Genomic DNA, 20,037 nt, shown 5'->3' on the forward strand with positions numbered 1-20,037 from the left:
CGTGACGGCCCAAGCTGGCTGTAACTCAGCGCGTCTTTCCTCACTCCCGCTGCGGCGTATGGGCCCCGGCTCAAGGCCGGGACGACGCCTGTTTTACAGGCCCGAGCCCGAGCTTCGCGACCCGCAAACAGTCCAAAAAAAATGGCGCCGGGAATGCCGGCGCCATGACAGTCTTGGGAGGAACTGAAAAAATCAGAACTTGTAGGTGACGCCGACGCCGACCAGCCACGGATCGATGTTGGCGCGGCCGGTGACCGGAATTGCGCCGTTGACGGTCGCCGAGTAGTTCGGCTGCAGCCACAGCTTCTTGACGTCGACGTTCAGGCCCCAGTGCCTGTCGAGCATGTAGTCGAAGCCGAACTGGACCGCGGCGCCCCACTGGTTGGAGATGTGCAGGTTGGTGACGGCAAGACCGTTCCACACCTGGTTCGCGGCGCTCTGGTTGAAGAAGACCGTGTAGTTCACACCCGCGCCGACATACGGCTTGAACGCGCCGAAATCGGTGAAGTGATATTGCAGGGTCAGCGTCGGCGGCAGCAGCCAGGCCTTGCCCATGTTGAGGCCGTCGAGCGAGCCGGTGCCGCCGATGGAATGCCGGGTGACGCCGAGGATCAGCTCGGCCGCGATGTTCTTGGTGAAGAAGTAGCTGATGTCGAGCTCGGGCACGACCGAGTTGGAGATCGACAGGCCGGAGTTCGGCGACGACAGCGCCGGCACGCCGGTCACGTTCACGGTGGAGCCGCCAGCATCCGGCAGCACGCCGAGCGCGCGCACACGAAGCATCCACGGATTCCACGCCTCGACCACCGGCGCCTTGGTGTAGACCGGCGCCGCCTGCAGGTCGGCCGCTTGCGCCGAGCCCATGGCTCCGCAGATCGCCGCCAGCACCAGCAGCGACGACGAGAGTTTCAACATCCTGTTCATCGAGATCCCCATAGCCACCCTTGAGCAACATCTGCGCGGGCACGGCCGCGCCTTGCGGTCACAGATGTGGCAGGGACGCCATGGAGTTGGATTTGATCTCAATCAATCGGCATTGTTGCAGCGCCGATGTCACGCAACTGTTGCATCGAAGTCACGCGCCATGAGAGGCGCTTGCACTGGCGCTCAGGGCCGGTCGGGGTGGTTCATCATGTATTCGCCGAGATCGCGCTGCCGGCGGTCGGCACGTGCCTCGGCGCGCTGCCGCTGCACGTCGCGGTCCTTGCGGCAGGCGACATATTCGGCGGAGCCCGGCGCGACCTTGCCACCGGCCTGACAGACCGCATCATCGTCGTCATTGCCGAGCGCCACCGCGGGACCCTGGTTGCGGGAGGCGCAGGCCGAGAGCGAAAATACGGCCATCAGCACCAGGGCCAGGCGGGCGGAGGTCTGTCGCATCGAACGTTCCATTCTCGTCAATCGGGCTGGTCTGACGCCGTTGCTTGACGAGAATGGGCGCCCGGGTCAAGCCCGGGGCACGTTCAGCGGCGTCGTGTCAGACGCGGCTCTTCAGCGCCTCGCCGATTTCCTCGAGCACCTTGGGATCCTCGATCGTGGCCGGCATGCTCCATTGCTCGCCGTCGGCGATCTTCTTGATCGTGCCGCGCAGGATCTTGCCGGAGCGCGTCTTCGGCAACCGGCCGACGGTGATGGCGAGCTTGAACGCAGCGACCGGTCCGAGCTTGTCGCGTACCAGCGCCACGATCTCCTTTTCGATCTGCGACGGGCTGCGCGAGACACCGGCCTTGAGCACGATGAAGCCGCACGGCACCTCGCCCTTGATCGCATCCTTGATGCCGAGCACGGCGCATTCCGCGACGTCGGGATGCGAGGCCAATATCTCTTCCATGCCGCCGGTCGACAGCCTGTGGCCGGCGACATTGATGATGTCGTCGGTGCGGCCCATCACGAAGACATAGCCGTCCTCATCCTTGTAGCCGGCGTCTGAGGTCTTGTAGTAGCCGGGGAATTCGCTGAGATAGGATTCCTTGAAGCGGTCCTCCTGCTGCCACAGGGTCGGCAGGCAGCCGGGCGGCATCGGCAGCTTGATCACGATCGAGCCCATGGTGTTGGCGGGCACGGGCTTGGCGGCCTCGTCGACGATGTCGACCTGGTAGCCCGGCATCGGCACCGTCGGCGAGCCGTGCTTCACGGGCAACAGGCCAAGGCCGACCGGATTGCCGGCGATGCACCAGCCGGTCTCGGTCTGCCACCAATGATCGATCACCGGCACCTTCAATTGCTGCTCGGCCCATTCCACCGTCGGCGGATCGGCGCGCTCGCCGGCCAGGAACAGGGTGCGGAAATGCGATAGATCGTATTTGCGCAAGAAAGTACCTTCCGGATCCTCCTTGCGGATGGCGCGGAATGCCGTGGGCGCGGTAAACAGAGCGACCGCCTTATGATCGCTGATGACGCGCCAGAACGCGCCGGCATCGGGCGTTCCGACCGGCTTGCCCTCGTACATCACCGAGGTCGCGCCATGGATCAGCGGGCCGTAGATGATGTAGCTGTGGCCAACCACCCAGCCGATGTCGGAGGCGCACCACCAGACCTCACCCGGCTTGATGCCGTAGAGATTCTCCATCGACCATTTCAGCGCGACGAGGTGCCCGCCATTGTCCCGCACCACGCCCTTCGGCTTGCCGGTCGTGCCGGAGGTATAGAGGATGTAGAGCGGATCGGTCGCCAGCACCGGCACGCACGGCGCCAGCTTGCCATTGGCGAGCGCAGACTTGCGCAGCGCCGCCCAGTCGTAATCGCGGCCGGGCTTCAGCTCGCAGACATGCTCGGGACGCTGCAGGACGATGCAGGCCTTGGGCCTGTTGTCGGCGAGCTCGATCGCCTGATCGAGCAGAGGCTTGTATTGCACGATGCGGCCGGGCTCGATGCCGCAGCTCGCCGACAGCACGAGCTTGGGCGTGGCGTCGTCGATGCGGGTCGCGAGCTCCTTGGCCGCGAAGCCGCCGAACACCACCGAATGCACCGCGCCGATGCGCGCGCAGGCCAGCATCGCGACCATCGCCTCGGGCACCATGGGCATATACAGGATGACGCGGTCGCCCTTGCCGACGCCGAAATCCTGCATGATCGCGGCGAGCGTCTGCACCTCCTTCAGCATCTCGGCATAGGTGAGCTTCGTGACCGAGCTGGCGAGCGGCGAATCGTGGATCAGCGCCAGTTGATCGCCGCGGCCGGCGGCGACGTGGCGGTCGAGCGCGTTGTAGCAGGTATTGACGACGGCCCCCGCAAACCAGCGGCCGTAGGCGCCCATCGCGGGATCGAAGATGGTCTTGGCCGGCTCGATCCAGTCGATCGCGCGGGCGGCCTCGGCCCAGAACCCTTCCGGGTCCTGCAGCGACCGTGCATGGACCTCGTGATAGCGGCTCGCAGCGCTCATGACGTTTCCCCAAGATCTGTGTTTATTCCCGAGTATTGTCACGGGACAAAGCGACAGTTCAAGCCGTCATGAATTGATCCAGATCAGGCAGGCCCGGACGTCCGCGCCATTTTCCGGGCCGGATCAATGCGCTCCATCGCGGAGGGTATCCAGGCGACGCTGCAGGTCTAGACGAAGGTCGTAGCCGGGCTTGCCGAACCGGGCATTGCGCTCCGCGATGAAGTCACGCTGCGTTCCGCGCAGCTCGGCAGCGGCGCGGCCGCGGGAGGACTTCAAGCGCCGGGCATAGCTTTCGGAAATGCCGAGATCGAGCACCGAGAGCTGCGGGTCGGCGCAGATGACCTTCTCGACCTCGCGCGCGGCCGTGGCGCAATCGAACGACGGACCGCTTCGCTCTGACGGCGCGTTCAACGGACGCGGCGGCTCGGCGCCGAACTTCTTGATCTCGGCCAGCATGACGCGCCGGCCGGCGATGGCATTGTCGTTGCCGGGATCCAGCCGCAGCGCGGCCTCGTAGTCGGCCAGCGCCTTGGCGCGCTCGCCCATCTTCTTGTACAGCACCGCCCGGTTGTTGTAGGCGAGCGCGAAATTCGGATCGAGCCGCAGCGCGGCGTCGTAGTCGCTGAGCGCCGCGCCGAGCTCGCCCTTGAACTGATGGGAATCGCCGCGGTTGGTGAAGAAATTTGCCCGCTGCTCCATCCTGATCGCCTGATCATAATCGGCGATCGCCTTGTCGTACTCCTTCATGGCGGCGTAGGTGAGGCCACGATTGTCGTAATATTCCGACACCTTCGGATCGCGCCGGATCGCCTCATCGTCATCGGCCAGCGCCTTGTCCATCTGGCCGAGCTTCTTGTAGGCCGCGGCACGGTTGGTGAATGTGCGCGGCCGTTTCGGGTCGAGCCGGATCGCCTCGTCATAGTCGCGCACGGCCTTCTCGTTGTCGCCGCGCAGGTAGAAGGCGACGCCGCGGTCGGCAAAGGCCTGCGCGTAGTCGGGCTTCAGCCGGATCGCCTGGTCGTAGTCGGCCAGAGCGCGATCAAGACGGCGCTGCTCGGTATAGACAACGCCACGCAGCTCATAGGCTTCGGCGTCATTCGGATCGAGCGAGATCGCCATGCTCAGATCGGCCGCCGCCCTGCCGGCATCGCCACCGGCTTCGCGCATCAGGTCGCCACGCAGCCGATAGGCGCGCGCATTCTTGCCGTCGAGCGCGATGGCACGGTCGAGGTCCTTCAGGGCCTGGGTCAGGCCGCCCGAGATACGCGCACGGGCATCGGCGCGGGCAACCAAGGCGATGGATTGATCCTTCGGCGAACTCGATGCCTGCTCGATTGCGGTCGAGCAGGCGGTGATGAGCTCGGACGGGGGCGCCTTGCTGCCCAAAGCGCATTCGGGGTCCGCGGCGAATGCAGGCTGGGCCCCGAGGCCAAGGACAAGACCGGCTGCAAGACCCAGCGCGAGGTAGGATGAGCAGGATGAAATCGAACGAATGAAAGCGTGCATCGGCATGGACTCGGCTCGAATTTCGACTGTTGCGGGTGAGACGCTGATCTCCCCCGTTGTCGTCTCCGGCCGGAACCCGGTTCAAGCGGCCACGCCGATGGTTAATAGCCGTCGACGCCGTTCAGCCGCCGCAGGCGGTCCTCCATCGCCTTCTTGAGATCGTAGCCGGGCTTGCCAAAGCCGGCGTTGCGCCGCGCGATGAACGCGTCCTGCTCGCGCTGCAGGGCGCGGGCTGCGGCGGGGCCGGCCGCCTCGCGAACGACGCGGGCCTGCGCGCCGTCGATCTCGCGATCGAGATTGGCGAGCTCCGGATCGGCGCAGATCGCCTTCTCCACGGCGCGACGCGCCGTGGCGCAATTGAAGCTCGGCCGCCCCGCGACGGCCATCTGCGCGCCCAGGCGCTCGAGCTCCACAGCGAGTGCGTGGTAGTTGCTGCGGGCGCTGGCGTGATCCGGATTGAGCCGCAGCGCCGCGGCGAAATCGGCCAGCGCCTTCGGACGGTCGCCCTTCTTGCGATGCAGTTCGCCGCGCGCGTTGAAGATGCTGGCGAGGGTCGGGTCGAGCTGCAAGGTCACGCCGTAATCGGCGATGGCGCGATCGATCTCACCCCTGGTGATGAAGATCGAGGCGCGCGCGATCAGTGCGTTGATGCGATCGACCCTCGCGGCCTTGGGATTGTCGATCACGGCGCCGCATTCGGTGAGCACCTTGTCGCCATCGTGCGCCTCCGAGGCCGCGATGCAGGCACCGGCATCCACCGCCGGCTCCTTGCCGGGCTCGGCCGCGCCGACCGCATGGGCCTGGGTCGAGACCAGCCATCCGAGCGTGACCAGCGCGGCCAGGCGCAGCACCCCATCCCGGCGATCGGCAGCAGCCCACGAGGAGACGGATGCGGTCAAGGCAGATGGCTCTCTCAGGTCGTGGGCGATCCGGCACGGCGCGCGGGGGGCGCAATCGCCGCCGCGGCACTTCAACTATACAGCGGCAGCAGCGGTGCGACAGTCCCTTTCCGGGAGAAGGCGACCTTTGCGAACGGGAGCTCGCGAGTGGATTGCGGCCTCGACTGAAATGCGCGTGATCGTGCCGCGCATTCCCCTCAAGATGTTGTGGATGCGCACCCCGGCGACGTCCTCGGTCGCCATTTGAACCTGTTGCGGTCCCCGCAGACACAACCGCATGACTATTCTGACCGACAATTCGCGCGCACGCGGCGTCGTTGCGTCCCCTGCGCGCTATTTCTATTTCAACATGGCTCTGGCCTGCATGGCCATTGCGATCATCGGCTTCGCACCGACCTACTGGCTGCCACTGGCCCGCCGCTCATTCTCCGGCGCGCCCGTGATTCATTTCCATGGCTTCCTGTTCTTCGCCTGGACTCTGTATTTCGCGCTGCAGAGCTGGCTTGCCGCATCCGGACGCACGGCGCGGCACCGCTCGCTCGGCATCTTCGGCGTATCGCTCGCCACGGCGATGACGATCTTTGGCTTCCTCGTTGCCATCGAGGCGATGAAGCGCTCCGCGGCGATGGGTCAGGCCAACGAGGGCATCGCCTTTGCCATCGTGCCCCTCAGCGGCATCGCCTTCTTCGCCGTGGTCTTTGCGCTCGCGGTTGTCCATCTGCGCCGGCCGGAAACGCACAAGCGGCTGATGCTGCTCGCCGGCATCTCGCTGCTCGACGCCGCCGTGGCGCGCTGGTTCCTGACATTCCTGGCGCCGCCCGGCCCGCTCGGCCCGCCGCCGGTGTTCGTGACGATCCCACCGGCCTTCGTCGCCTACCTGCTGCTCGTCGTCGCGATCGTCCACGACCGCCGCACGTTCGGACGCGTCCACCGGGTCTACGTCTATGGCGGGCTGGCGCTGATCGCCGTGAAGCTCCTGAACTGGCCGATCAGCATGACCTCGACGTGGCATGCGATTGCAGGCGGCATGCTGGCGATGGCGCAATAGCCGCAGCGCTGATCTCTCCTGTAACACGCGTCATTGCGAGGAGCCGAAGGCGACGAAGCAATCCAGGGCTTCCTGGAGACTTCCGCCTTCGCTCTTCGAGCGACGGCGGACACATCGCGTTGCTCGCAATGACGCGCGCGGCGAGACCTAACTCCGGCAGGTCAGCCCGCCATCCACCACCAGCATGGTGCCGGTGACATAGCGCGACTCGTCGGAGGCGAGGAACAAGGCGGCATTGGCGACGTCGAAGGCGTCGCCCATGTGCCCCATCGGCACCTGCGCATCACGCTTGCGCCACATCTCCTCGACATCGCCCTTGGCGTAGCTCGCGGCCAGCCCCGCTGAGTGCTCGACCATCGGCGTCTTCATGAGCCCGGGCAGGATCGCATTGACGCGGACGTGCTTCGGCGCGAACTCGACCGCGGTCGTGCGCGTCATCTGGTTCATCGCCGCCTTGCTGGCGCCATAGCTGACATAGAAGATGCCGACCTGGCGGATCGAGGCGACAGAAGAGATGTTGATGATGGAGCCGCCGCCCTGCCCGATCATCACCGGAATGACGTGCTTCATGGCGAGATAGGCGCTCTTGAGGTTGACCGCGAACACGCGATCCCACTCGGCCTCCTCGACATCGACGACGCTGCCCATCTCGGCGATGCCGACATTGTTGTCGAGCACGTCGATACGGCCATAGGCGGCAACGCAAGCCTTCACCATCGCCTCGACCTCGACGGCCTTCGAGACGTCGGCGGTGAACGCCTCGGCCTGCCCGCCTTCGCCTGAAATGATCGAGGCGGTCTCCGCGGCGGCGTCCTTGTTGCGGTCGACGCAGAACACCTTGGCGCCCTGCCGCGCAAAGGTCACGGCCGTGGCCTTGCCGTTGCCCCAGCCCGGCCCGATCGAGCCCGCACCGACCACCAGCGCCACCTTGCCCCTGAGACGATCCATCGTGTTCTCCCGTCGCTTATTCGTTATTCGGTACAGGCGCTCATCGTGATGGTCGCTGCGCCGATGTCATGGCCGAAGATGTCCGACAGCGTCCGGCATTGCCCGTCCGCGCAGATGCGCCACTCGCCGGCCGCGCCGGAATTGGCGAGCACGATCCGCGACAGCGGCCCCCGCTGGGTCTGCCACTGGAACCAGCCGTCGACCAGCCGCGCCTCCGGCGGCGGCTCCATGCCCGCGCCGGAGCCCTTGACGCGCGCCTGCACCAGTTCGAGACCGTCAGACGTGACGCGCCAGTCCTCCTGCCACGCGGTCTTCTCGACCGAGTGGGTCCAGGCCAAGGTGAAGCCGGCGAGGGTCAGCGCCTTCACCACACCTGATGAGGCGAGGCAGAGGCTCAAGCGGACGCCGCCACGGCAGCCGGCGGCCGCTGCCGCCACTGCCACGCCACGATCACCACCGCCAGGGCAAATCCCAGCACGTCACTGTAGGGAAATTCGCCGAGTAGGCAGACGGACGCGACAAACGCCAGCAGGCGCTCGACCAGGGTCATGCGCACGTACAGGAAGCCGATCGCCACCATGCCGAACAGGCCGATCGAGATCAGCGCCTTGACGGAAGCATACGCCACCGCGCCGATGAAGCCGAGTTGCGTCTCCATCGGGTCACCCGGCTGCAGCATCAGCGCGGGCGAGTAGACGAACAGGAACGGAATGACGTAGCCGGCGAGCGCGATCCGCATCGCCTCCCAGCCGATCTTGTCGGGATTCTCCTTGGCGATCGGGGCGGCCGCCAGCGCGGCCAGCGCGACCGGCGGCGAAAGGTCGGCCATGATGCCGTAGTAGAACGCGAACATGTGGCTCGCGATCAGGGGCACGCCCAGCTTGGCGAGCGCGGGGGCCGCCAGTGCCGCGGTGATGATGTAGGTCGGGATGGTCGGGATGCCGGTGCCGAGCAGGATCGACAGCAGCATGGTCATGATCAGCGCCGCGAACAGGCTGGTCTTGCCGAGGCCGATCACCCAGCTTCCGAAGATCGAGCCGACGCCGGTCTGCGTCATCATGCCGATGATGACGCCGACGATCGCGCAGGCCATGCCGACGGTCAGCGCCGACTTCGCACTTTCAGCCAGGGAATCGCGGCAGGCGTGCAAGGTGCCCATTCCGCCGCGCACGAAGCCGGTGATGACGATGAGCGCAACGACGACGGAGGCGACGGGAATGATCTGCAGGCCGTTGCGCGACAGCGCGCCGACGACGAGCGCGAGCCCGATCCAGAAGACGTAGCGCAGCACCTGGTTGGAGAAGCCCATGGTGATCGAGGTGCCCAGGATCAGCGCCACCGTCAGCGCGAGTCCCATCGAGCCCGCATACAGCGGCGTGAAACCCTCGAACAGCATGTAGACCAGCGCGGCGAGCGGCAGCACGAGATACCAGCGCGCCACCAGCGCCTTCCAGGCGCTCGGGATCTCCGACGGCTTCATGCCGGTCAGGCCGTGCTTGCCGGCCTCCAGATGCACCATCCAGAACGCCGAGGCGAAATAGAGAATGGCTGGAATGACCGCCGCCTTGACGATCACCGAGTAGTCGACGCCCAGGGTTTCGGCCATGATGAAGGCGACCGCGCCCATCACGGGCGGCATGATCTGTCCGCCCATCGACGCGGTGGCTTCGACGCCGGCCGCAAAGGCGCGGCGGTAGCCGAACCTGATCATCAGCGGAATCGTGAACTGGCCGACAGTGACGACGTTGGCGACGCCCGAGCCGGAGATCGTGCCCATCATGCCGGAGGCGAACACCGCGACCTTGGCAGGACCGCCGCGGGTGCGACCGAACAGGCCGAGCGAGACGTCGGTGAACAGCTGGATCATGCCGGCATGCTCGAGGAACGAGCCGAACAGGATGAACAGGAAGATGTAGGTCGCCGAGACGTAGATCGGCACGCCGTAGAAGCCCTCGGTGCCGAAGGAGAGGTGTGTAATCACCTGATCGAAATCATAGCCGCGATGGTTGAGCGGCGCCGGCAGATACTGGCCGAAGAACCAGTACAACAGGCAGGCGCCGCACATCAGCGGCAGCGCGAGCCCCATCAGCCGGCGCGTGCCCTCGAAGATCAGTACCGCCAGCAGGGTTCCGACCACGAGATCGGTGCGCGTCGGATCGCCGTCGCGCGCGATCAGGTCGGCATAGAAAATCCACTGATAGAGGCCGCACAGGAAGCCGATGGCGCCGATGGTCCAGCCCGCGATGCGCCCGGCGTCGGTCCTGGCGGTGAAGTTGCCGATCAGGCCGAAGGTCAGCAGCAGTAGGAAGCCGACATGGACGCCGCGCACGACCTGGCTCGGCAGATAGTTGAAGGCGGCGACGTAGAGCTGGAATATCGCAAAGGCGAGCCCGATGCCGTAGGCGAGATAGCCCCAGCGGCCGGGGCCGAAGCCTTCCGGAAAGCCGTGCTCGAAATTGTCGAACTCGACCTTGACCGGCGTTTCCATGTTCACGGCTTCGATCGTCATGATCCCCCCAACGCGCCCATCAGGCGCTGCTGACCATGGCCGCAATCACCTGAACGACAAGACTGCGCGGAATGTTTCCCACGCAGCCGGTTGCGAATGATCCGGCCTACAAGGCAGGCCGGGCGAGCAGCGTCCTTATTTCAGGATGCCCTTTTCCTTGTAGTAGCGGATCGCGCCGGGGTGCAGCGGCACCGGGCTGTCCTGCGCCGCCGTCTCCAGCTTGATCTCCTTGCCGGCGGCATGCGCATTGGCGAGCTCCGGCAGCGACTCGAAGATCAGCTTGGTCATCTGGTAGGCGAGATCGTCGGATACCGCCGAGCTGGTGACGAGATAGTTGATCACGGCCGCGGTCGGCACGTCCTTGTCCTGGCCGGTATAGGTGTTGGCCGGGATGGTCGCCGCGACGAACGGGGGCCCGATCTTGTCGACGACCTCCTTCGGCACCGACACCACGGTGATCGGCGACGAGGTCGATAGATCCTTCAACGATGCGACGCCAAGGCCAGCCGACTGCAAGGTGGCGCCGAGCTGCCGGTTCTTCATCAGGTCGACCGATTCGGCGAACGGCAGATACTCCACCTTGCCGAGATCCTTGTAGCTCATGCCGGCGGCGGCGAGGATCGCGCGCGAGTTGAGCTCGGTGCCGGACTTCGGCGCGCCGACCGACAGACTCTTGCCCTTGAGATCCGCCAGCGTCTTGATGCCGGACTCTGCCGTCGCGACGATCTGGATGTAGTTCGGATAGATCGCGCCGATCGTGCGCAGCTTGTCCAGCTTGGACTTGAAACCGGCCTCCTCCTCGCCGTTCCAGGCGGCCTTCAGGGAGTCGCCGAGCGCGAAGGCGAGTTCGCCGCGTCCCTGCTGCAGCAGGATCAGGTTCTCGACGGAGGCCTTGGTCGCCTGCACCTGGGTTTTCACATTGGGGATCTTGTCGCCGTAGATCTTCCCGATCGCGACACCGAGCGGATAGTAGACGCCCGACGTGCCGCCGGTGAGCACGTTGATGAAGCTCTGGGCCTGCGCCGCTGGCGCCGCGAGCAGGCAGGCGGCTGCCAGAATGAAACCGGTTGCAGTGCCAGAGATTTTCGAGAAGCGCATGGATCCTCCCATTGATTTTGCCGCAAATTGGACGGCTGCGGGCGCGGGGTCAACCCATCCGAAAGACTGGCGCACCAGCCTCTCCCGCTCCCACGGCGCGAGGCCGGGACCGATGCGCCCCGCGTTCAATCTTACATTGACAGCACCACCAGCTTGAACCGCAGGTGCAGCCCAGAGGAGCGGGCCGCCTCGCTCGCAAGGCCGCCGGTCACTGGAACGTCATGTCGAGGCACTTGGAGATGTCCGAGCCGAGCCCGGACGAGATCGTCATGCAGCCGCGCACCTTCTGCTGGGTCGTATCCGCCACCCAGATCGAATAGCCGCCATTGCCGAAGAAGGAATTGGTGTTCGCCGGCTCGGTCTCGGTGGCGTCGAACTCATATTTGGAATCGGTGTCGAACACGCGCGGCTTCCTGGTGCAGCCGCCGTCGGTCTGGACGTTGATGACTTCCTTGTTGTCCCTGGTCAGCGACAGTGAGACCTGGCAGCGGAAATATTCCGAGGTCTTCACGTTGAAGAGGTAGGCGTAGGACTTGCAGACGGCCGTATTGAGCTTGCCGGCGGAGAGACCGCGGCTGCAGGCGATGCGCTGGTTGTTGGACAGCTTGAAGTCGTCGGCCCGGGCGGATGCCAACGTCACCAGCGACAACGCCGCAACCCAACCGATCTTCGTGACAAGGCTCATCCGAATCATCCCCAAATTGTTTTCTTGGCCTATGTTTCTAAACCACGCTGCAGGATAATCGCGAGATCGGCGAATGGAAAATCCGCCCAACGATCACTGCACTGCGACGGGGCGACGTTGACGTCGCGTCAGCGTTCGTGATTTGTTCGAGACGACATCGATTGGAGGAGGACATGAAGAGCTTGGTTCTGAAAGCCCTGATCGCCCTCGGTGCGCTGGGTGCACTGACCAGCGCGGTGCGCGCGGCACCACCGGAGCCGTGGGAGCTGAAGCCCGACATGGGCTACGCCTATGGCAAGGATGGCCGGACGCTCGCCTACAAGATGGGCACCAAGAACGCCGACATGCTGCTCAAGGGCGCCAAGAAGGTACCGAAGGGCACGCTGTTCTTCGTCGGCCAGAACGGTCAGCTCTACATGCGGACGGCCCCCTATCTCGACGGCGACGGCAGCTTCTCGTTCGGCGCGGATGAGTAAGGGCGAGCGAGCGCAGCCTCAGAACGCGGCCGCCAGCTCCTTGGCGCCGGGCAGGCTGCTGAGCGAGTCCATCCTGGAATCCGTCACCGCAAGCAGCTTCGCCACGGTGTTGTGGCGAACGGCGACCGGATTGCGCTCGTAGCCGCCGCGCTGGAAGAAGTTGGCGGTCGGAACCTGATCGCGCATCTCGAGCGGCATCGTCACCATGTCGAAGCCCGTGCCGTCGCCGGTGAGATTCATCATCTCGAGCTCGGCGGCCGAAAGCGGCCGCGTGTAGCCCTTGGCGCGTGCGAACAGCACCGAGGTCAAGAGCTTGTGGGTCTGCAGCATCGGCCCGACGTCGATGTCGAGCACCATCGCATGCATGGCCCAGCCTTGCGGCGTGTTGCCGATCTTCTCATGCGCCGACCAGTCGTCCGGCACGGAGCGCGCGATCGCGACCATCTTCTTCAGGACCGCGAGCTTGTGCTCCATCGCGCCGCGTGCCGGGCCGGACGTCCGCGCCACGCGTTCGCCGAGCAGGCGGATGAACAGCGGGCCCTGCTCGGCCAGCAGCTCGACGCTGTTGGTGGTCAAGAGCTGATTGTAGCCGATCGCGGTCGAGATCGCGCGGTTGCCCTTGAAGCCCGATTGCGAGTCGTGCTTGCCGTTGCCGCCGGTCTCGAAGGCATAGACGCGCACCGCCTGCTCGCGCGTCAGTCCCGACGCCGCGGCGAAGCGCCCATAGGCGCGTTTGAAATCGATGTCGTTGGCAGGGCGCTGCGGCGACCATTGGAAATGCTCCTGTGCCGCCTTCACGAGGTCGGCGACCACGGGGATGTACTTGCGCTCGCGCGGCTCGCCCTCAGGTTCCGGCTCGGGGTTCACCGGCCGCTTCGGCCCCGTGTAGACCGGCGGCTGCTCCAGCACGTAGTCGTCGAGCCCGATCGGCTGGCGGTCGCGGCGCTTGGCGTTGCGGATGCGGCGCTTATCCGAGATCGCCTTCCAGTAGGCGCCCGCCTCCTGGTCGAACACCGCCCGCGCCTGCTGATATTCGGCGAGCCTGCGTTGGTACTCCGCGATCGCGGCGGGCGAGGCCATCTGGGCCAAGGCATCGCGCGGAGCTGCGACTGGCGCGGGTTCCACGGCCAGCAATGGCGGTGCGCCCGCGACCGCGCAGGCGAGAATCAGGACAAGCGTGCGAATCGGCTGATGAAGCATGCCGCCCTTGTAGCCGAAACGGCGGCTACTTCCAGGCAAACACCGGCTGTTCCAGCTCATGCACCCGGGTGTCGCGGCCGGACAGCACCTCGCGGAACTGATAGATCAGCGCTGCGGTGGGCGCGTGAATGAGGCCCTCGCGGGCGTGAAAGCGGATCACGCGCCGCGTGCTCTCTGGGATCACGGTGAAGTCGAACGCGTCATCCGCCGTGATCGCATCCAGGCCGATCCGGTGCACCGAGGAGACCTCGTCCGGATTCGGTCGCAGCGTGCGGCCATCGCCCGCCCATACCACGACCGGGGTAATCAGATAGCCCGACCGTGTCGGGTAGTCGTCGAGCAGGCCCAGCACCGCATCCGGCGCCAGGATCAGCCCGAGCTCCTCTGCGAGCTCGCGCAGGGCGGCCTCGACCGTGGTTTCGCCGGCGTCGCAGCGTCCGCCCGGCAGCGCCCATTGCCCGCCATGGCTGCGCAGCCCTGCGGCACGCAGAGTGAGCAGCAGCGCCGTGTTGCCGGTCTCGTGGTGGGGGGCCAGCGCGATCACCACCGCCGCGCGCTTCAGCGAGGCCGCCGCCGCAGTCGCCTCCAACCGCACGAAGCCCGCGCAGCAGCTTGCGATTTTCCGCCTGGTGGCATCGTCGAACGGCATCGGCATGCAGCTTGACTACACCAGGCCGGCGACAGATGAAACGACCTCCAGGCCGGCTCGGGCCACAACGGGAAGGGTCTTCAGCGATGACGAAATCGGCCGCGGCCAGGATGACGTCCGACGGCTGGGAGATCGTCGACACCTCCGGTTTCCTGCATCTGATCGGCCCGCTGTGGCAGCGGGTCGTCGGCGGTGTCCACGAGTACGCCATCGTCACCGAGGACAAGCACCACAACCGCCGCGGCCTGGTCCAGGGCGGCGTGATCATGACGCTGGCCGACCGCAGTTGCGGCATGACGGCCCGCTACGCCGCAGGCAAGGAGCACATGGCGACGATCCAGTTCGACACGCATTTCGTCGAGTCCGGCAAGATCGGCGAGACCCTGGTGTCGCGGCCGCATGTGGTGCGGATCACCCGCAGCCTGGTGTTCATCACCACCGAGGTCACGGCCGGACCTCGCGTGATCGCGATGGCCTCGGGCGTGTTCAAGATCTTGAAGAGCGAATAGGGGTCACTCGCTCCGCCGTCATCGCGAGGAGCGCAGCGACGAAGCAATCCAGGGTGGCGGAAAGGACTCTGGATTGCTTCCGCCTACGCCCCAAGGGCTTCGGCGGACACGTCGCTGCGCTCGCAATGACGCGTTGATGGGTTTATCGTCCTATCAAACCCATGCGCGCGTGTGGCAAGAATGAGGCATCAATGAACTATCGCCAGCTCGGCCGTTCCGGCCTGAAAGTGTCGCCGATCTGCCTGGGCACGATGATGTTCGGCGGTCCCACCGACGAGCCGGCATCCGCCCGCATCATCGCCAAAGCGCGCGACGCCGGCATCAACTTCATCGACACCGCGGATGCCTACAACAAGGGCGTCTCGGAAGAGGTGGTCGGCCGCGCCATCGCGCGCGAGCGCGACCGCTGGATCGTCGCCACCAAGCTCGCCAACCCGATGGGCGACGATCCCAACCGCGCCGGCCTGTCGCGGCGCTGGGTGCTGCAGGCCGCGGACGAAAGCCTGCGGCGGCTCGGCACCGGGCACATCGACATCTACTACCTGCACAAGGAAGATCACGCGACGCCGCTCGAGGAAACCGTGCGCGCGATCGGCGATCTCATCCGTGCCGGCAAGATCCGCTATTTCGGCGTCTCCAACTACCGCGCCTGGCGGCTCGCCGAGATCTGCAATCTCTGCGACACCATCGGCATCGACCGCCCTGTCGTCAGCCAGCCCTACTACAACGCGATGAACCGGATGCCCGAGGTCGAGCACCTGCCGGCCTGCGGCTATTACGGCCTCGGCGTCGTGCCCTACAGCCCGCTGGCGCGCGGCGTGCTCACCGGAAAATACAGCCCCGATGCGCCGCCGGACATGGACACCCGCGCCGGCCGCAACGATACGCGAATGATGCAGACCGAGTGGCGGCCCGAATCGTTGAAGCTGGCGCAGGAGATCAAGCGTCACGCCGAGGCGAAGGGCTTCACGCCGGGACAGTTCGCCGTGTCCTGGGTGCTCAACTCCGCCTTCATCAGCTCCGTGATCGCGGGTCCGCGCACCGAGGCGCAATGGGACGACTACATCCGCGCGCTCGACTATCCCTTTGCCGCCGACGACGAGGCGCTGATCGACCGGCTGGTCGTGACCGGTCACGCCTCGACGCCCGGCTACAACGATCCGGCCTATCCGATCGAGGGCCGCAGGCCGCGGGTGGGCTAGCACTCTTACAGGAGCCCGTAGAACAACAGCTTCAACCGAAAGGAAAAAGATATACTCAATAGATATTGATGAGGCGACGTGGCATGCTCCGCATCCCAACTCAATCGATGCTATGATTGGTGATGTCGATGACCGAACCGTCGTTGCCCGAACCTATTGTCCAGGCCCCCCTCTATCCGCCCTTTTCCGAAATCGCTCATGCGATTCGGCTGCTCGAAGGTGAGCCTGTCCAACGGGTGCGCGATATGCTCAGCGCAATCGCGGCGCAAATGGGCAGCCCCCAGAACCCCGTTGATTGGTCAACTCCAGACTCCTGGATTGCCGAGCGCCTTACTGGCGACCTCGAAATTCTGGCCCGGAAGATATGGGAAGGTAGCAATAAGGAATTGAATCCCCGCTACCTGAATGGTTGCTACCTGTTCATAAATCGCATGAATTTACTGGATCAGATTCATGGGATCTACAAATTGGGCGAGCGAGGAAGAAAGTTCCTAGCCCAGAACGAAGGGCTTTTCCAGGAATTGGACGCTGCGGAAGGCATCCCAAAATTACTATCGCTTGTCGCCGAGCGTTCACCCTGCAAACGCGGAGACATTTTGCCGGCATGGTCAGATTATCTCAAAGCTGTATCCCAATTTTCAACTCCAAACACCTTCGCAGACACTCTCAGACGCCGACTGATAGCAGCTGTGGAGCGCGGTCTAATCTCCCGAGAAGGCAACTTCTATGCAATCACCGATCTTGGCCTTCGCTGGCTGAAAGGGTTTTCTGCGCCGGTTGACAGCGCTCCAATCGCGGCTCCTTCACCCAAGCGAACCACAGTAGCCGAAGCTGCCCACGCACACAACGAGGAGCAATTGTCTGCATTTCGAACTCGTTTAATGCAGCTCGAGCCGGTTCAATTTGAACATTTCGTCAAGGAGCTCCTTGATGCCATGGACTACGAGGATGTCCGCGTCACGAAATTTAGTGGCGACAAGGGAGTTGACGTTGTTGCACGCGTACAATTTGGCATCACCGAGATTACTGAAGTTGTGCAGGTAAAGCGAACGGAAGGGACGATAGTCCGGCCAAAGATTGATGAGCTCCGAGGAGCGCTACCTTATCATAAAGCCATCCGAGGAACCATTATCAGTCTTGGCAGCTTTGCAAAGGGCGCACAGGAAGGAGCCTTGTTTCCCGGCGCGGCACCGATAACACTGATCGATGGAAAGCGACTGCTAGACCTCTGTATCAAGCATCAGGTAGGAATTCGTCGTCGCCCCGTGGAAATCTATGAAATAGACGATTCCTTCTTTTTGAGAAAATTCAATCGGGAAGATGTTGAGGAGGCTACGCCTATTCTCGACGAGACTGACTAGCTGCTGTGGATTAGGACGCCTTCGATGAAGATGGATATCGATACGCCTGTAGCCAGACGTATGACTACGTCATTTCATCTAGACGCGCATCAAGTGCTCCGGCTGCGCCCTCGCTCATACCTGATATCTGATCGCAGGCATCGGGTGGGCTAAAGATGGAGGAGGATCGCTACGGCCTGCCACTGTCGACGGCCTCCACTGACGCGGCCGCAGCCTATCGCGAGGGCATGGATCTGCTGCTCGCATTCTGGCCCGGGGCCATTGACGCGTTCGAGCGGGCGATCATGCTCGATCCGGAGTTCGCGCTGGCGCACGCGGCGCGTGCTCGCATCCACGCGATCTACATGCAGCGCGAGGCGGCGCTGCAGACCATCGCGCGCGCCCGCGACCTCGCTGCCAAGCGCGGCACCCCGCGCGAGCAGAGCCATGTCGCGACCCTGGTGCTCGCCATCGAAGGACGCGGCACTGACGCTCTGACATCGACCCTGGCGCATCTGGCGAACTGGCCGCGGGACGCCATGATCATGGCGCTCCCGCTCGGCGCTTTCGGCCTGCTCGCCTTCTCCGGCCGCGCCGATCACGATGCCGCCCGCCGCGACCTCTGCGACCGCTTCGCCGCTGATTATGGCGAGGACTGGTGGTTCATGTCCAACCATGGCTGGGCCCTGACCGAGGCCGGCGAGTTGGCGAAGGGCCGCGCCGTCACCGAGCGCAGCTTCGCGCTGCGCCGGCACAACGCCTATGCCGTGCATGCGCTGCTGCATGCGATGTTCGAGGAAGGCGCGGTGGACGAGGCCGATGCGCTCGTCGAGGGGTGGATCGGCGACTATGATCGCACGGGAATGCTGCATGGCCATATCTGCTGGCACCAGGCGCTCGGCGCGCTGGACCGGGGCGATGCCGACAAGGCGCGGGCGGTCTATACCGACGTGCTGGTGCCGACGATGGACTCGGCGCCCCCGCTCAACACCCTGTCCGACTGCGCCTCGCTGCTGTGGCGGCTGATGGCTGACGAGCAACCGGTGCCGCCCAACGCATGGGCCGACACGGCGGCCTATGCGAGCACGCGCTTCACGGGTTCGACCCTCGCCTTCGCCGAGATGCATCTGGTGATGATCGCGGCAGCAACGCATGACAGCGCCGCGCTCAAGGGACGCCTTGCCGCGATCGAGCGGCGGCAGGCCGAGGGCAGGCTGCCGGCCGGGCGCATCGTGCCGCACATGTTGCGGGCACTGCGTGCGTTCGCCGATGACAATTGGCGCGGATGCGCGCGCGAGCTTGCGCCCGTCATCGGCGATCTCCCCCGCATCGGCGGCAGCCACGCCCAGCGCGAGGTGATCGAGGACACCTACATCCTGGCGCTGATCCGCAGCGGCGCGCTGGCCCAGGCGCGAGACCTGCTCGATGCCCGCCTGCACCGCCGCCCCTCCGCGCGCGACACCCGCTGGCGGGCGCTCACCGCGAGCTGAGCCGGATTATCCCTCGGTCTCCAGCCCGGTCGGCATCGGCACATTCTCGGGCTGCAGCTTGAGGCCGGCGGCGAGCGCCACGGTCTCCAGCAGTGCCGCAAAATCCTTCTCCAGATAGGCGGCGGGATCCGATTGCAGCGAGGCCGCGCCGACATGGGCCTGCAATGCCTCGCGCGTCGCGGCCGTCACCGGCATCGCGACGTCGAGCTGGCGCGCCGCCGACAGGCCGAGATCGAGATCCTTGCGCAGCAGCGGCGGCGTGAAGGTCGTGGTCCAGTCGAGATTGACCAGCGCGTTGCTCTTGTACTTCGTGAAAGTCGAGCCCATGACGCTGGCGTTCATGAAATTCAGGAAGGCATGGCGCGGCACGCCGGCCTTCTGCGCCAGGATGGTGATCTCGGCGAGGTTCTGGATCACGACGCCGAGGAAGACATTGTGCGCGATCTTGCAGATGCGCGCGAGCTCGCCCTCGCCGACATAGGACACGCCGGAGACAGCGATCTTCGCCAGATAGGGTGCGATGACCTCGAATGCGGCCTTGGGGCCGGAGACGACCGACGACAGCTTGCCGGCCTTGACGCATTTGCCGTTGCCGGACACCGGCGCGCGCACGAACTCACAGCCCAGTCGAACGAGCTTGGCGGCGATCGCCTCCGACTGCTCGATGCCGATCGAGGAGCAGTCCACCAGGATCCGGGGACGCGATCCGGAACTGGCAGCCACCAGGCCGTTGTCGCCGAAATAGACCTGCTCGAGATCCTTGCCCGTCGACACCATCGTGAACACGATGTCGCACGCGGCGAGATCACGGGGATGATCGACGATCACGCCGCCTTTCGCCGCCAGCGGCTCGGCCTTGGCACGGGTGCGATTGTAGATCGACACCTTGTGGTCGGCCTTGAGCAGGCGCTCGGCCATCGGATAGCCCATGCGCCCCATGCCGATCCAGCCGAGCGAATGCGTCGTGGTCATTGTCGTCTCCTCGTCCTACTTATCACGGATGCCGTCATTGCGAGGAGCGAAGCGACGAAGCAATCCAGAGTCACGGATGCCGCCCTGGATTGCTTCGCTTCGCTCGCAATGACGAAAACACGAA

Annotated in this window: 19 protein-coding genes; 6 read left to right on the forward strand and 13 right to left on the reverse strand. The window is 65.0% G+C overall.

The window, feature by feature from the left end:
* Positions 1 to 192 precede the first annotated feature (192 nt).
* The 5 genes from QX094_RS09010 to QX094_RS09030 form a co-directional block, all read right to left on the reverse strand.
* Positions 193 to 924: an OmpW family protein gene (locus tag QX094_RS09010; protein ID WP_315751420.1), complete on the reverse strand. Its 732-nt coding sequence runs from the start codon at positions 922 to 924 to the stop codon at positions 193 to 195.
* 183 nt (positions 925 to 1,107) lie between these two features.
* Positions 1,108 to 1,380: a hypothetical protein gene (locus QX094_RS09015; RefSeq protein ID WP_315716305.1), complete on the reverse strand. Its 273-nt coding sequence runs from the start codon at positions 1,378 to 1,380 to the stop codon at positions 1,108 to 1,110.
* A 97-nt stretch (positions 1,381 to 1,477) separates the two neighbouring features.
* Positions 1,478 to 3,382 (reverse strand): propionyl-CoA synthetase, encoded by a 1,905-nt coding sequence (locus tag QX094_RS09020; RefSeq protein WP_315716306.1) that lies wholly within the window; start codon positions 3,380 to 3,382, stop codon positions 1,478 to 1,480.
* Positions 3,383 to 3,505: 123 nt separating this feature from the next.
* On the reverse strand, positions 3,506 to 4,888 hold the full coding sequence (locus QX094_RS09025) for a tetratricopeptide repeat protein (protein ID WP_410052221.1): 1,383 nt from the start codon (positions 4,886 to 4,888) through the stop codon (positions 3,506 to 3,508).
* A gap of 101 nt (positions 4,889 to 4,989) precedes the next feature.
* Positions 4,990 to 5,739: a tetratricopeptide repeat protein gene (locus QX094_RS09030; protein ID WP_315716460.1), complete on the reverse strand. Its 750-nt coding sequence runs from the start codon at positions 5,737 to 5,739 to the stop codon at positions 4,990 to 4,992.
* 325 nt (positions 5,740 to 6,064) lie between these two features.
* Between QX094_RS09030 and QX094_RS09035 the strand changes: the two genes are divergently transcribed.
* Positions 6,065 to 6,835 (forward strand): hypothetical protein, encoded by a 771-nt coding sequence (locus QX094_RS09035; protein ID WP_315716308.1) that lies wholly within the window; start codon positions 6,065 to 6,067, stop codon positions 6,833 to 6,835.
* Between the two features lie 147 nt (positions 6,836 to 6,982).
* Here the strand turns inward: QX094_RS09035 and QX094_RS09040 are convergent, their stop codons facing one another.
* The 5 genes from QX094_RS09040 to QX094_RS09060 all read right to left on the reverse strand — a co-directional run bounded on the left by QX094_RS09040 (position 6,983) and on the right by QX094_RS09060 (position 12,075).
* Positions 6,983 to 7,783, reverse strand: a complete 801-nt coding sequence (locus QX094_RS09040; RefSeq protein WP_316187839.1) for an SDR family oxidoreductase — start codon at positions 7,781 to 7,783, stop codon at positions 6,983 to 6,985.
* A 23-nt stretch (positions 7,784 to 7,806) separates the two neighbouring features.
* Positions 7,807 to 8,181 carry a DUF1850 domain-containing protein gene (locus QX094_RS09045; RefSeq protein ID WP_315716310.1) on the reverse strand — a complete coding sequence of 125 codons (375 nt, stop codon included), beginning with the start codon at positions 8,179 to 8,181 and terminating at the stop codon, positions 7,807 to 7,809.
* Complete coding sequence (locus QX094_RS09050) at positions 8,178 to 10,271, reverse strand: TRAP transporter permease (protein WP_315826740.1); 2,094 nt, start codon at positions 10,269 to 10,271, stop codon at positions 8,178 to 8,180. Before QX094_RS09050 ends, QX094_RS09045 begins: the two co-directional genes overlap by 4 nt.
* A 156-nt stretch (positions 10,272 to 10,427) precedes the next feature.
* Positions 10,428 to 11,390, reverse strand: a complete 963-nt coding sequence (locus QX094_RS09055; RefSeq protein WP_315758862.1) for a TAXI family TRAP transporter solute-binding subunit — start codon at positions 11,388 to 11,390, stop codon at positions 10,428 to 10,430.
* Positions 11,391 to 11,598: 208 nt separating this feature from the next.
* Positions 11,599 to 12,075: a hypothetical protein gene (locus QX094_RS09060; RefSeq protein WP_315716312.1), complete on the reverse strand. Its 477-nt coding sequence runs from the start codon at positions 12,073 to 12,075 to the stop codon at positions 11,599 to 11,601.
* Positions 12,076 to 12,248: 173 nt separating this feature from the next.
* Between QX094_RS09060 and QX094_RS09065 the strand changes: the two genes are divergently transcribed.
* Positions 12,249 to 12,551 (forward strand): hypothetical protein, encoded by a 303-nt coding sequence (locus tag QX094_RS09065; protein WP_315716313.1) that lies wholly within the window; start codon positions 12,249 to 12,251, stop codon positions 12,549 to 12,551.
* 18 nt (positions 12,552 to 12,569) lie between these two features.
* On the opposite strand, the gene QX094_RS09070 is transcribed toward QX094_RS09065, so the two are convergent.
* Together QX094_RS09070 and QX094_RS09075 are read right to left on the reverse strand one after the other, a co-directional pair.
* Positions 12,570 to 13,751: a hypothetical protein gene (locus QX094_RS09070; RefSeq protein ID WP_316185635.1), complete on the reverse strand. Its 1,182-nt coding sequence runs from the start codon at positions 13,749 to 13,751 to the stop codon at positions 12,570 to 12,572.
* Positions 13,752 to 13,776: 25 nt separating this feature from the next.
* The gene (locus QX094_RS09075; RefSeq protein WP_315751410.1) at positions 13,777 to 14,406 is read right to left on the reverse strand and encodes a CoA pyrophosphatase; all 630 of its coding nucleotides are present in this window, start codon (positions 14,404 to 14,406) and stop codon (positions 13,777 to 13,779) included.
* An 80-nt stretch (positions 14,407 to 14,486) separates the two neighbouring features.
* Between QX094_RS09075 and QX094_RS09080 the strand changes: the two genes are divergently transcribed.
* The 4 genes from QX094_RS09080 to QX094_RS09095 all read left to right on the forward strand — a co-directional run bounded on the left by QX094_RS09080 (position 14,487) and on the right by QX094_RS09095 (position 18,941).
* Positions 14,487 to 14,909 (forward strand): PaaI family thioesterase, encoded by a 423-nt coding sequence (locus QX094_RS09080; RefSeq protein ID WP_315716316.1) that lies wholly within the window; start codon positions 14,487 to 14,489, stop codon positions 14,907 to 14,909.
* A 191-nt stretch (positions 14,910 to 15,100) separates the two neighbouring features.
* Positions 15,101 to 16,111 carry an aldo/keto reductase gene (locus QX094_RS09085; protein ID WP_315716317.1) on the forward strand — a complete coding sequence of 337 codons (1,011 nt, stop codon included), beginning with the start codon at positions 15,101 to 15,103 and terminating at the stop codon, positions 16,109 to 16,111.
* 122 nt (positions 16,112 to 16,233) lie between these two features.
* Entirely contained in the window at positions 16,234 to 17,472 is a 1,239-nt protein-coding gene (locus QX094_RS09090; protein WP_315716318.1) for a restriction endonuclease, read from the forward strand.
* A gap of 155 nt (positions 17,473 to 17,627) precedes the next feature.
* Positions 17,628 to 18,941 carry a tetratricopeptide repeat protein gene (locus QX094_RS09095; RefSeq protein WP_316185470.1) on the forward strand — a complete coding sequence of 438 codons (1,314 nt, stop codon included), beginning with the start codon at positions 17,628 to 17,630 and terminating at the stop codon, positions 18,939 to 18,941.
* 6 nt (positions 18,942 to 18,947) lie between these two features.
* Here the strand turns inward: QX094_RS09095 and QX094_RS09100 are convergent, their stop codons facing one another.
* The gene (locus QX094_RS09100; protein WP_316185472.1) at positions 18,948 to 19,913 is read right to left on the reverse strand and encodes an NAD(P)-dependent oxidoreductase; all 966 of its coding nucleotides are present in this window, start codon (positions 19,911 to 19,913) and stop codon (positions 18,948 to 18,950) included.
* Between the last annotated feature and the right edge of the window lie 124 nt (positions 19,914 to 20,037).

Origin of the sequence: Bradyrhizobium sp. SZCCHNS1050, from assembly GCF_032484785.1 — a bacterium.
Taxonomy (GTDB): domain Bacteria; phylum Pseudomonadota; class Alphaproteobacteria; order Rhizobiales; family Xanthobacteraceae; genus Bradyrhizobium.